This is a genomic window from uncultured Stenotrophomonas sp., assembly GCF_963519925.1.
Lineage (GTDB): Bacteria > Pseudomonadota > Gammaproteobacteria > Xanthomonadales > Xanthomonadaceae > Stenotrophomonas > Stenotrophomonas maltophilia_AE.
The window spans coordinates 102,411-115,608 of the sequence record NZ_CAUQPH010000001.1; the positions used below are offsets into that span (position 1 = coordinate 102,411).

General features: G+C 59.6%; 7 protein-coding genes. 5 read left to right on the forward strand and 2 right to left on the reverse strand.

All coding sequences use genetic code 11. The annotated features are described in order from the left end of the window. Window positions 1–214 precede the first annotated feature (214 nt). Complete coding sequence (locus RWO33_RS00525) at window positions 215–2,596, forward strand: UvrD-helicase domain-containing protein (RefSeq protein ID WP_314100942.1); 2,382 nt, start codon at window positions 215–217, stop codon at window positions 2,594–2,596. A 659-nt stretch (window positions 2,597–3,255) separates the two neighbouring features. Here RWO33_RS00525 and RWO33_RS00530 read toward each other — a convergent pair. Further along, window positions 3,256–3,642, reverse strand: a complete 387-nt coding sequence (locus RWO33_RS00530) for a helix-turn-helix transcriptional regulator (protein ID WP_314100944.1) — start codon at window positions 3,640–3,642, stop codon at window positions 3,256–3,258. A gap of 107 nt (window positions 3,643–3,749) precedes the next feature. Between RWO33_RS00530 and RWO33_RS00535 the strand changes: the two genes are divergently transcribed. Together RWO33_RS00535 and RWO33_RS00540 are read left to right on the forward strand one after the other, a co-directional pair. Further along, entirely contained in the window at window positions 3,750–4,613 is an 864-nt protein-coding gene (locus tag RWO33_RS00535) for a hypothetical protein (protein ID WP_314100947.1), read from the forward strand. Window positions 4,614–5,076: 463 nt separating this feature from the next. Then, window positions 5,077–5,574 (forward strand): hypothetical protein, encoded by a 498-nt coding sequence (locus tag RWO33_RS00540; RefSeq protein ID WP_314100949.1) that lies wholly within the window; start codon window positions 5,077–5,079, stop codon window positions 5,572–5,574. Between the two features lie 368 nt (window positions 5,575–5,942). Here RWO33_RS00540 and RWO33_RS00545 read toward each other — a convergent pair whose 3' ends face one another. Continuing rightward, window positions 5,943–6,752 carry an abortive infection family protein gene (locus RWO33_RS00545; protein WP_249832724.1) on the reverse strand — a complete coding sequence of 270 codons (810 nt, stop codon included), beginning with the start codon at window positions 6,750–6,752 and terminating at the stop codon, window positions 5,943–5,945. An 86-nt stretch (window positions 6,753–6,838) separates the two neighbouring features. On the opposite strand from RWO33_RS00545, the gene RWO33_RS00550 reads away from it, so the two are divergent. Continuing rightward, window positions 6,839–12,499, forward strand: coding sequence for a DUF3320 domain-containing protein (locus RWO33_RS00550; RefSeq protein WP_314100953.1), 5,661 nt, complete (start codon window positions 6,839–6,841; stop codon window positions 12,497–12,499). A gap of 192 nt (window positions 12,500–12,691) precedes the next feature. After that, a complete protein-coding gene (locus tag RWO33_RS00555; protein ID WP_314100955.1) occupies window positions 12,692–13,180 on the forward strand; it encodes an H-NS family nucleoid-associated regulatory protein in 489 nt (162 codons plus the stop codon). The last annotated feature ends 18 nt before the right edge of the window (window positions 13,181–13,198 follow it).

The following is a 13,198-nucleotide window of genomic DNA, read 5'->3' on the forward strand; positions in this document are numbered from 1 at the left end:
TGAAATCAATAAGCGCGGTCATCTTGAGCTGCTAGCAACCGCAATAAAGGCTCCGTAGCCCCTACTGGAGCCATTTAGTTGTCATTCAGCGTCAATAATACGTCAGCATTCGGTTCGCATTCTCGTTTTGCTACGCTCGGGAAAAAGCTTGGGAGTCGTCCGGTCAATGTCGTCTGTAGTAGCCAAAAGTTTGGAATGGATCCACTCATCGGCCGTGAAGTTCCTGGCATTTCTGATACGCGAGCATATCCAGGAGGTCACTAGTCACGCGTTCCAGGAAGGTCGCCGGCGCGGCTTTGCAGACGGGCGAGCGGAAGGGTGGTCGGAAGGGCTCAAGGAAGGGCAGCTGGTTTACAAGGTGGAAGACGCACCGGCCGGACCGCCTAAAGGGTCGGATCCTGGGATCTACGGACCCGCTCCATTTGCAGTAGCGGCGGTCGAAGCCCAGATGCGCAACCAAGTGGCTGCTGCAGTGGCTGCGGGCATCGTTCGACTGCCCACAGATGAGCAGTGGCGGATGATTCTTTCTGATCACCCTGCCACTTGTATCTCCGCCGGTGCAGGATCGGGGAAGTCCACAACCCTGGTGTTACGCGTAGTGTTCATGTTGGAGCACCTAGGGGTGCGCGACGATGAGCTCACCGTCATCTCCTTCACCCGGGCGTCCTGCCACGATCTGAGGCAGTCGCTTCGGAAAGTGCTCGGGTTCTGGCGCGGTTCTGAGATCTCGGAGAAATGGGCCAATCGTCGCGTGAGGACGTTCCATTCCGTCCTTTGCGGCCTTGCCGAAACCTCCTTGCCTGGTCGAAAGCTCTTCACGTTTCTGGGTGATAGAACGGACCCGAACTTGGAGGCAGAGGAGGTGGATGTGGATGTGGACAATCCCATCATCGGTTCGCGGCTCAATGACGCGCAAGCGGCTGTGCTAAGGGAGGCCTATGGCTCCTTGTTTAGCCAGAGCCAAGAGTTTCGCTCCAGCATTTTGGCAATCGTGCGATCGCAACTTGCCGTTGCGACCCTCGATAGGGCCGGAGAGGATCTCAAGCAAGGCCGGATCTACTACGCGGCAAAGCGCGATAACGCCGTTAGAGAGATGCTGGAGCGCCTTTGGGAAAGCCATGGCTGGCCCTTCGAAGGCGTTGAGGCTGGGCCCATCGAAATCCCCGCTTCCCTCGGCACCCACAAGCTGTATGCAAGCGGTGTCGAGAAGGTGACCAATACCCCTGTGGTGCTCGGATTTCCGCCGTCCTCCGATGAGCGCGAGCGATCAATGCCCGTGGTCGTCAAAGGGATCAACGACTTTAGCCTAGGTCAGGCCCAGTGGGAGAAGAAGACGATACTGTCGAGGTATGCGGAGCGACCATACATACTCATTCAGTCGGAATCTGATCTGAAGAACTTTTTGCTGCGTCAGAAGGTTCTGAGCGAGCCCTACGATCATTGCCTGCCTTCTGATGCCCCGGTCTTCCCAGTAAAGCTGGATGGAGAGATTAAAGGGGCGTTGATCTACGAAGCACTTTTCTCCCAAGGCGAGTTCATCGAGACCCTTGGTTTTGAAGTGTCCCAGATGATCAACCGGTTGCCCGCACCACAGGTCATTGACGTCAACGCTCACTTCCTGTCGGCACTTGGCCTGTTTTGGCCGCATCTGCGCAAGGAGATGGAGCAACACAAGCTGCATACCTACAACCAAGCGTTTCTGACCCTAACAGGTGTCGCAGATACCGTTCGACTAAACGCTCAGAGGCTAGGTGGCCTCCGCCACCTCTTGGTAGACGAGTTCCAGGACATCTCTCCGCAGATCGCCAACTGGTTGAAAGCGATGCAGGGACGTCTCCTGTCTGACAACCCAAGCAAGGCGGTCAGCATCATGGCCATCGGCGATGATTGGCAATCCATTTATGGTTGGCGGGGCAGCGCACCGCAGCTTTTCATCAAGTTCGCAGACTACTTCCGAACACATAAGGCGCTAGGGCCGGCGGGTGAACTCATCCTTACGGCAAACTTCCGCTCTGTTCCTGCTGTTCTCGTGGACGCGGAGCGTCTCATTGACCGGGTAGGCGTCAAGGTTGCGAAGCGTTGTGACCCCAAGGTGTCCCAGCTGCCTGGAGACCATGGGGTTCGTTTGCGGCAATACGCGAACAAAGAAGGGGCGATGTCCCGAGAAGAGGAGGTCCGGTTCCTGATTCCCGAGATTTCCTCCATCTACAGATCGGCCTTGGAAATGAAGCTGAAGTCGACCGAGAAGGTAATGGTGATGACCCGCAGCGGGGACATGCGCGACAGGCTAAGAAGTGCGTTTCCGCCTGGTCGCTATCCAGGCATGACGATCTGCACTTACCACCAAGCAAAGGGTTTGGAGGCGGACATTGCCGTCATGGTCGGGGACTGCGCGCCAGGGGCGTCATACCCGATCCGAAACATGTTCTATGCTGCCAGTGGCATGTATTCTCGCTACACCTACGATGACGCCGCCACTGACGAGGCGTTTCGATTGGCTTATGTGGGCGTCACCCGGGCTCGTAGGCGGGTGTTCTGGTATGTAAAGCAGGCCGGCGACGGCGGCACGGCAGTCATCTACTCTTCGGCGACGTGACCGCCCCGGCATTGGAGCTCGTCCGCTGGTGCCCTGGTGCTGCGACGATTTGTCGCCATGAGCGAGGCGGAAGCCCTGAGAGGAAGTTGAAGCGTGACCACCGGACTCACATTGACTGCCCCTAGCTATGTTCTGCTCCAAGCCACGGCCAAGCGCTGGAAGTGCCTCAGCAATACACCTGTGACGGCGGTGTGGGTTCCCTCTTTCGTCGACCTTGAAGAGCAGGATGGGGGTCATGAATGCGCTATGGACGGTGGAGCAGGTGTGCTTCGCTACATCCAAGGGCTCGACGAGCAAACAGTCAGGCACCTCAGAGAGATGGCTCCATGGCTCAGGCCAGGGCATTCAAATCGATTCGGAGAGGTTTACTGGGCCAACCACTGCAGCACTTGCGACACGCTCCAAGGCGACCATTTCTTGCACGGAGTAGATGGCCCGTTTTTCCCTCAAACGCGGGAACAATCGGAAATGCTCCGTCTGTTTTCGGGTCCTGGGCAGTTGCGGGCCGACGCTGTGGCTGGCCAATCCGGTTGGATGGACTGGATCGCAGCTAGGGATACGCATTGCTAGGTTGCCACGGACCTGGGGTGCCCCCGCCGACGGTCAGCAGCTCCATTCGATGGAATCGTTTTTCGTCCGTTGCGTTTACTTGAGGAGCTTCATTTGCCCGCAGGCGCCGTAAGCAGCCTGCGAATAAGTTCCTCTCTTGCCGGGAGAGGAACTTTGGTCAGTTGGGTTAAAACCTGCGCCAAGTGGTCTTGCTGATCCTGGCTTTCACCGTTTAGAGCCAAGATGGCGCCTGCCATGCTCGGACTGCTGGCTAACAGGAAAGCCGGCGGCACCTCCAGCGCTTCGGCGAGCTCGAATAGCGCTTCTAGACTTATTGACATGGCTCCCGACTCGTATCGAGAGATTCGGGCAGACGCTGCGATTTTGTCTAGTCCCATCCGAATCCCTACTTCGCGCTGACTCATGCCCCGGATTTCGCGGGCTTGGCGCAGGCGCGCGGCCACGACGTCCCGTGGGGCGGGAGTGGCGGGCTTCACAGGCTGAACGGATGCAATGCAGGCATGCCGACAGGATGACTGAACCCTTACGCCACGGGTAGACTCTACGTGACACGTAAGTTTGTCGCAACCCAAAGGAGCGGGGTATGAAGAAGCAGTGGGCGGTGGTCACGGGCGCTTTCGCTCTGACCGCAAGCATGGCGGTGCAGGCACAGGACGGGGCAAGCCTGCTCCGACAGATCGGACGGGCGATTGCGAGCGGGCCCCAAGCCTCGGCCCAAGCGAGCAAGAGCCCCTATAGGGATCCTGCAGGGACCTACTGGGATCGAGACGAAGACACACTTGCCGGGGCACAGCATGTCCGCGCGGGACTGGCGTCGACGGGGTCGGGTGGGGCGCAGACGTGCGATGCCCGGCTCATCGCGATGGCACGGTCTACCTACCGCTTGTCCAGGTCTGAGCGGGAAAAGTGCCTCTATGCGGAGTGGCTGATCGATACGAAGCAGCATGGGCCGAACGGGATTACACCCCAACAGACCGAGGCGATCGAGCGCAAGTATGGTGCGGCGTTCGATGCTCGAGAAGAGCGCTTCCGCAATACCCAGCGGTTCGCTCTTCGTCCCAACATTGACCCACATCCCACGTATGACCGGGCCCGCGGCACGTTGGATATCTACGTCCCCATTCCTTGGATCAACGGGTTCGAGGTCAGCGGGGTGACCGGCGACGGGTTCCGGCCGAGCAGCGCTCGAAGCCAGCGGACAAGCTGGACGCCGCAGAACGCAGGGCGATACCACCTTCCGATTCGCATGAGCGAGAGCGAGGCCCAGGGTCTTTTCCGACAGGGAAGAGATGCCAGGGACGACTTGGTCATCTTCTCCGTAAAACGCGTTTGGGTCGAGCAGGCTGGCCCCCGAGCGGAGGTAGATGTAGAGCGGGTCCAGGTGGGCTATCGAAACGAAGTCATCGGCGTGGACTTGACCAAGAAAAAGAAGGAAGGGGAATCCTGATGCGCGTTTCAAAGAAGAGTTGGATGTCGGCCTGCCTCGTTCCGTTGCTCCTTTCGGCGTGCAGTGGAGCGCACGGTCCTAGCAAGCAGGACGCGGTCAAGGCGGTCGAGCGGTTCTACACCGACCAAGGACAGCAGGCGACCTTGCAGCGGTCGTGGCGTCTGGAGGTAAAGGAGGCGAGTGGACTAAAGCTGGACTGCGAAGGGAGGCCGAACGGGGACCAGGAGTGTCGGGTGACCGGCGCAGTGGACGCCCAAGGTGTCATCGGAGGCCAGCCCACGACACCTGAGCCCAAGGAAATGCGATTGAACCTTCGGGTGCGGTTCCGGGCGGCGGGCGAGGGCTGGGAAGTCTTCGAAGTCACGGATCAAGGGACCGCGGCGGGCTAGTGCACCCGCGTTGCGGCCATCTTCGACCTGGCCGGCTGTTCGCCGGCCAGCGTTCCATAGAGTAAGGACAGCGCATGAACCACTATTCCGTCTCACAGCGGCTGAGCCCGCCCTCCGGGCCTGCCGCAATGATCCTGCCGACCCTCATCTTGGGTCCTCTGGCATTACTCCTGGTGGCCGGTGGACTCGAGGCAATCAGTAGCAAGCAACTGCTCGGCGTAGTGTATTGCTCGGGCGGCGTGCTCATCCTTGGGTTTCTGTGCTTCTGCCTCGCGCTTCATGTTCGTGCCCAACAGGTATGGGCATGGCACCTTCGGACTGGCCATGTTCCCGTCTTCCGCAGCGGAGGTTTCTGGAAGGGTGTACTGCTTGGAGGCGCGGCGGGAAGTCTCGCGGTTTTGGGCTGCGGCTGGTTCGGCTGGACGCATTCGGAGCATCCGGTCTATGGCGAGCTGGCGGTGGTCGCCTTCTACTTGGCCTACCTCTATGGCCCCTTAGTCATCGGGGTGCCCGCCGTCGTGCTGGGCTGGGCGAAGCGGGCGTGGGATCGGACCGCCGTTCCTCTCAGGTGATACGGTGCCGTCTTTCGCATTCTCGGCCGCGAGCGACTGGAAATCAGGGTGGGTGGTGGCTGAATAGGCAGCAGCCTCTATTCAGCGATTTGCCTCGGATGCTAGCTGTCTCTTGCGGAGGGCGGTAGAAAGTTTGCCGTCAGGGATGTGGCACCGGCCAGGTAGGCCCTGGCCACGTCTTCGATGTAATCGCCGCGGTAGCCACCTTCCGGCCAGCCGGTCAACGCGGTCGATTCCAGCTTTTCCAATCGAACAAGTATTGGCAAGAAAGGCTGTCACAGGCGCTGTGGCAACGCTTGATTTTGGTCTTCAATGAAGTGCCTTTCAGCTTCACCGGCGTTCTGCACACCTTAAACTCCAGCAGTTGGCTAAGTAACAGAGTCGCCTCCGGCTACACTGTCATCCTGACCTATTGGCCCGTGTTTCTGCGTTTTACTGTCTAGATACTGGATGATGCTGCGAGTAAGGTTGACGACAAGTAGTGCCTCATCGCGCTCGACCAGCTGATCATTGGCATGAGCAAGGCTTCCACGGTTACGCAGTGGATTGAGCGCATCGAGGATGTTGCCTATGGAAAAGATGATCTTGCGCATTGCGTCGTCTTGGACGCCCATATCGCGCAGCGCGGGGTGGTGCTCACGCATCAGCTTAAAAATCTGAGTGACTCCAGGATCCGTTGGCAGCGAAGCCATGTCCAATCCTGCCGATCGACATACCGTTTTCAAATAGCCATGGAGGGCTGTGTGAACGCGATCCAAGGCGCTCACTGGGCCTTGCACCTCCAGCAGTGATGCAGCGTCGGCCAAGGCCTGGCGAACCAGCTCGCTGGCCAACTTGGGCGACGTCGGCGCTACGGCGGCTACTTGGCTGCAGCGTTTCGCCATGGCAAGCAGTTTGTCGCGTGCATCTTGGGTTCGCTGGACCTCTGATCCCACCGGGAACCGACGGGCAACGCCTCGCACTATCGCCGCCTGGGATTGCGGATCGGCGGAAGAGAGCACCGCCAAGAAGCGTTGGCGCGTGGTGCCCGGGTAGTCTTCGGGATCGACCTTTAGGTTGCAGTAAGCGGCGTAGAACTCGCGGTGGGCCTGATAGGTGAAATCGCCAAGGTAGCCGCCCGACACGCCGATATAGTGGCTGATAACCCAGTGTATTTCCGTCGGGCGTAGGCCTTCCATGGGTCCCCTCGCTGGCCGGCTGGAAGGCCGGCCCAGATGGGGGCACTATAGCTCTGGCGCCCAGTCCCGGGCCATAGGGGGTAGACATGGAAAGGTCGTTTGAGGAAGGGACGGTCGACGCTCCGGAGAGCGGGTCTGTGCTCCGGGAGCGAGGCTCGCTAATTGACAAGGTCAACCGCGCCCGCCTGGAGCTGCTGGACCTATCGACCCGTAACCGGTTGCTGAACGTCCCCAGGTCCGGCCACGCCAAGACGGTCGAAGTGGTCAATGAGCTCGCGCGAGCGATGTATCAGACGCTCGTCGTTGACGGGAAGCGCTTCACCTTCGTCGCTGGCAGGTCTGACCCAAAGACGGCAGTAGACGATACCGTTGGCGAGGAAAGTGATCAGCCCGATTTGGCCATCCGGGTTCAGGTCAACGCTGTTGATGCTGAAGTTGACCTCACGCTTCTCGAGGATGAGCCGGACGACCTTGAGCTTTTGGCGCAGCCGAACCTAGAGCTGGACGAGCAAGGGCGCCGAGTCAGCCACTGGGATGCCCAGTTGATGACGCGCTTAACGCCGACCGGCCTACAGAAGCGGCTTTTAGACCTTTACGTCGACGCCCGCACGCTTCAGGAAGAGCAGGGCATCAACGTGCTCTATCTCGGAATCGGCTACCTCAAATGGCGAGCGCCGACCACGCCTAAGATCGACCGGTATGCTCCCCTCGTGCTGGTGCCCGTTGCCTTGGAACGCAGCAACGCAGGCGAGAAATTCCACCTTCGATGGCAGGGTGACGAGATCGTCGCCAATCTGTCGCTTCAGCTTTTCTTGCACCGTCAGTTTGAGATGAAGCTCCCAGAGATCGACGAGTTCGAGAGCCTCGACATCGATGACTACTTGTCCAAGGTGGCTGCCTTGATTGAGGGCAAGCCTGACTGGGCAGTTGTTCCGGACGATGCGGTCTTAGGCCTATTCTCGTTTGCTAAGTTCATGATGTATCGAGATCTAGACCCCGTGAGTTGGGAGCAGTCCGGTGGCCTGGAAGCGCTCCCCGCACTTCGTGGCGTAGTTTCGGACGGCTTCCCCGGCGCGGCTATTTCGATCAACGATGAGGACATTGACGCTACTGTTAACCCGGAGCATATGCGCCATGTCGTCGACAGCGACAGCTCCCAGTCCCTCGTCGTCCATGATGTGCTCAAGGGGCGCAGCATCGTGGTCCAAGGGCCTCCGGGCACCGGCAAATCTCAGACCATCGCCAACATTATTGCTGGGGCGATCGCCGAGAAGAAGCGCGTGTTGTTCGTGGCGGAGAAGCTGGCGGCACTGGAAGTTGTGAAGAGGCGCTTAGACCAAGTTCGCCTTGGCACAGCGTGTCTTGAGCTTCACAGCAACAAGGCGAACAAGCGAGCCCTGCTCGAAGAACTGCGACTGACATGGAATTTGAGCCCACTGGCCGATGAGGACAGCGGCCCTATCGTTCGTCAGCTCACTGAGCGACGCGATTTGCTTAATGCCCATGCCTTGCGCCTACACCAAGAACTGCTGCCGTCGAAACTGACGCCTTACGAAGTATTCGGCAACCTTGTTCGGCTGCGTCGGGAGGGGCATGTCACAGCACGCATCCGACTCGATTCGCCGCTCGAGTGGGCGTGGGACAGAGTGGGAGAAAACCAGAAGCTGCTTCAGGATTTGTGTGACCGCGTCCTCACCATGGGCATCCCCGACCAGCACGCCTGGGCCGGTGTGGAGAATGAGGCTCTCCTGCCGAACGATCGGGACCGGTTGATTCGGGAGATCGCTGACCTTGCCAATAAACTGGAGGACTGGAGGCAACGCGTCGTTGAGCTGTCAGGCATGCTCGATCTTCAGTTCTCCGACCGCCTCGACGCGCCACAAGCCGGAATCGACCGAGCCAATATTCTGCTGACGGCACCGCCCCTCGGGTCCGACGCACTCGCAGACGCCTCGTGGGAGGCGCCTGCAGGCCCCGAAAGCCTCATCGAAGATGTCCGGCGGGCGCAGGAGCTGCGCCAAACTTGTAACGAGTTTGCAGACGAATCCGCACTTGAACAGGACTGGGGGCAGACGAGGCAGGACTTGTCGAATGTTCCTGGAGACTTCGTCCTAGGCAACGAACTGTCTGCGATGCGCGATGCGCACCAGAAGCTGTCGGGAATGGCTTCTGACCTAGCCCGGCTAGCCCAACTGTTAGGGGAGCAGCGACCGCTGACATTTGAGGTAATGGCTCATGTCTGTGCGCTTGCGGAGCGGGCTAGCTCAGCGCCGCAGATCGATCGCGATGCTTTAGTTGCCCGTATCTGGGAGCGAGGCGTTGACTCGGTCCAGAACCTGGTTGATTGGGTGCAGCAAGTCCAGACGGCCCGCCGTGAACTCAGCGGGGTGTTCCGCGAGTCTGCCTGGTCCGCTGACCTTGAGGATGCCCGGCTACAAATCGCAAGCCGCAGTGGCAGTTTCTTCCGCTTTGTAAGCGGCGAGTGGCGCGCCGCGAATCGGCTGGTCCGCGCGCAGCTTCGAAATCCAAAGCTGCCGGCTAATCAGTTGCTTCCAGAATTGGACAAGCTCCTTGACGCACAGGCGGCGCTTCGTCGGGTCGAGGAGGGCAATGCTCAGGGCGAGGAGGCATTCGGTGCTAACTGGGAGCGTGATCGCTCTGATACTGCTTTCTTGAGGGGCGTAGTAGCTTGGATGCGCGGCATGCGCCCGCTCGGGCTGGGCGCCCGCGAGCAAGTTGCTGCTATTGGTGACAGGGGGTTGGCGGCTGAGTTGGCGGCTCGTTTGGTCCCCGGGCTTGCCGAAGTTCAGGCGCTTTTGTCTCCCATACACGAATCACTGCTCACCAGCAAGCAGATGCTGTGGAGCGCGGTAGAGTCCTCGCTTCCGAGGGTTCCGCTGCTTCGATTGTTGGACGACATGGTCCCGTTCGGGCAGGCCATTTTTGCGTGCGATTCGCTGAATGACGCCAAGGCGTTGACCGTGTCACTGGCCATCGAACGCATCGACGCTCTCACCAGCACTCAGGCAGCACTTGCCGCACTTGCTCAAATCGATCCGCAAGGTAAAGCCGCGTTCGGTGACCTGTGGCTAGGCCTCGCCTCGGACGCTGCTGCGCTCCAAGAAGCCTGTCTCTGGATGACTACCCACACTGACTTGAGGGTGCTGGCCTCGCGGACTGCTGACCCCCAGCAGAAGATCGAGCAGGCGACAAATCAGCTTGAGGAAGCTGAAAGGCTGGGCATCAAGCTTTCTGAGCTATTCACTGCCCTGCGATTTGCGGGTAACGAAGAGGTCGTGTCGGATCCCGCTGAGGTCTCCGTGAATGCCGCGATAGTCCAGCTCAAAGCGTGGGAAGCAGATCCGGAAGGTCTCCCGCAATGGGTTGCTTATATCGCTCAAGCAAATGTGGCCGAACGACGTGGACTGAAGAACTTCGTCGATGCGCTGGCGACCGGCTCGCTGGCTGCCGACGAGGCTCGCGGCACGTTCGATCTAGCCTATTACGAGGCGGTTCTGTCGGCGATGGTGGCCCGAGACCCGGAGCTGGCGACGTTCGACGGCAAAAAGCAGACCGAGATTGTTGAGTCGTTCTGCGAGCTGGACCGAAGCCGCATTGACCTGGCTCGGCGGCAGGTTTCGCGCTCGCATCGCGAACGAATCCCGTCGAAGAGCGGGGCCGCGGGCCCTGTGGCGGTGATTCTCGGCGAGATGGCGAAGAAGAGAAGCCACCTCCCCATTCGCCAACTGATGGTGTCGGCGGCGCCTGCCATCCAGGCGCTCAAGCCAGTATTCATGATGAGTCCGCTGTCGGTGGCGCAGTTTCTACCACCGGGGGCAGTGGAATTTGATCTTTTGGTCATCGACGAGGCAAGTCAGGTCCAGCCAATCGACGCCTTGGGTGCCATTGCCCGCGCCAAGCAACTTGTCATCGTAGGGGACGAGCGTCAATTGCCGCCCACGCGGTTCTTCTCAAGAGCTCTGGGCGATTCGTCCACACCTGTGGATGAGTCCGCAGCGCCTGCCGACGTGGAGAGTATCTTGGGCCTGTGCTTGGCGCGTGGGTTGCCGGACCGAATGCTCCAGTGGCACTACCGAAGCCGCCACCAGTCTCTAATCGCGGTTTCTAACAGTCAGTTCTACGAGAACAAGCTGCTGATCGTGCCAAGCCCCTACACGAGTGAGGCGGGAGTGGGTCTGCGGTTCCACCACCTGCCCGACGCCGTTTACGATCGTGGTGGCACTAGCACCAACGCGCGCGAGGCGAAGGCGGTTGCCATGGCGGTCATTGCTCACGCACAAACGACACCGCATCTTACCTTGGGGGCTGCCGCTTTCTCGACACAGCAGCGGCGCGCAATCTTTGACGAAGTGGAACTGCTGCGTCGCCAACACCCTGAGACCGAAGGTTTCTTCACGGCGCACGCCCACGAGCCTTTCTTCGTCAAAAGCTTGGAGAACATCCAGGGCGACGAGCGCGATGTCATCTTCATCTCTATCGGCTATGGCCGAGATGCGCGCGGCGGCGTGAGTATGAACTTCGGTCCGGTCAGCAGCGAAGGCGGCGAACGCCGTCTCAATGTGCTCATCAGTCGCGCCAAACAACGATGTGAGGTCTTTTCGTCCATCACCGATGAAGACATTGATCTTAGTCGAGGCAAGGGTAAGGGCACCGCTGCACTCAAGCTGTTCTTGCACTATGCCCGCACGGGGCGTCTCCATATCGCAAATGAAGCTGTCGAGGAACGCAAGAAGACGTTTGAGCAGGAGGTTGCCAAAGCGCTGATCGCTCGTGGCTACGACCTTCATATGCATGTGGGCGTGGCCGGGTTCTTTGTCGACATCGCCATCGCCGATCCGGAGAAGCCAGGGCGCTACGTCATTGGTATCGAATGCGATGGAGACTCCTACCGAAGGGCCAACGGTGCGCGCGATCGAGACCGTCTACGCGACCAGGCGCTCCGCGATAAGGGCTGGCAAGTCCACAGGGTATGGAGTGCGGAATGGTTCCTCAGGCCTGCCGCGGAACTTGATGCGTTGGTGCGCGTCATCGAGCGTTCAAAACTGGAGCCGGATCCCTTTGAGGCAGAGATGGTCTCTCGGTCGCGCGCCGTTCCAGTCAACATCGAGAGCGTGGACCACGACGACTTCGTCGAAGTGGGTCTGGTTAGCTCTGACGAGTTACCCGACACCGATCCTTATGTGGAAGCTAACTTCGCGGTGCCAAGCCAGCAGCAGGAGCTGCATGCAGTTCCCGCAATGCGGATGGCAGCTCTTGTGCGCGACGTGGTTCAAGTCGAGGGCCCAATCCATCGATCAGAGGTCGTTGTGCGCATCCGATCTCTATGGGGCTTGCAACGAGCCGGAGGACGTATCCAGAGTGCGGTAGATGAGGGAATCCGGAGGGCAGTTGAAGACGATCTTGTGCTGCAGGACGGGGAGTTCCTCCTGTGGCCCGGTCGCGCTGTTCGAGTGCGTGACAGAAGCGACGTTCAGTCCCTGGGTCTGCGGCGCCCCGAACTGCTTCCACCCATGGAGATGGATGTCGCGATCTTGGAGCTGGTGCGCGAGAACCTGGGCGCGTCATTGGACGAAGTCGCGCTCCACGTGTCGCGCCGGCTTGGCTTCCGGACAACGAGCGCGCAGTTGCGTGCCGTTCTGGTGGGGCGGACCGAATCACTTTTGGCGCGTGGTGCTTTGGATTTGCGAAATGGGTTGGTGGTTGAGCGGCCTGTTCAGCAGTCATAGTGCGTAGCCTCGATTCACCATGAAAAAGCGGGATTGCTCCTATCAGGGCAGAATTTACAGCAAGCAGGATTTGCCTGGCCGAGATGACGACATCCGAGTGCGCGCCAAATGGGCTATGAATCTCGTTTCACGTAGAAGGACGCCTCCTTTGGCCTCACAACGCTCAAATCGCCCAACGCAGAAATTAGAAGCTTGGAAGCCCCGAAGAAGCGGGTAGAGATGCGCGACGGAGAAGTCCCCAAGGCTCTGGCTGTGCTCAAGCGCTACGCCAAGGTCCTTAACCCTGCCCAGCGCCGGCAGGTGGCCAAGATCATCGGGGAGACGGTAGAGGCCCCGTCCAGACGCACTGCCACTACCCCAAAGGGCTCATTGAAGGGGCGCAAGCTCGGTTCGGTCGCACCGAAATACCGCCTGCTGACTGGTGAGACTTGGACGGGGCGGGGACTGTCGCCCAAGGTCTTCGCTGCCTGGGCGAAATCTGCAGAGGGTAGGGCTTGGGCCAAAGCGCACCCGGAGTCCAAGTTCCCGCCGGCAAAAAGTTCTGTGAAGTCCGCGAACAAGCCGGCCAAGAAGGCAGTCAAGGCTGAGCAGAAAGTCCTTAAGAAGCCCGCCAAGCGTGCTTCGACCAAGAAGTCCGCAAAGAAGGTCACTCAATCCGCTGTAAAGAAAGCGAAGATATAGGCACCCCAGTCCGCGTCG

Coding starts and splice junctions, on each gene's coding strand:
- RWO33_RS00540 (WP_314100949.1), top strand. CDS start 5,077: ATGAACCACTATTCCGTCTCACAGCGGCTGAGCCCGCCCTCCGGGCCT.
- RWO33_RS00545 (WP_249832724.1), bottom strand. CDS start 6,752: ATGGAAGGCCTACGCCCGACGGAAATACACTGGGTTATCAGCCACTAT.
- RWO33_RS00550 (WP_314100953.1), top strand. CDS start 6,839: ATGGAAAGGTCGTTTGAGGAAGGGACGGTCGACGCTCCGGAGAGCGGG.
- RWO33_RS00535 (WP_314100947.1), top strand. CDS start 3,750: ATGAAGAAGCAGTGGGCGGTGGTCACGGGCGCTTTCGCTCTGACCGCA.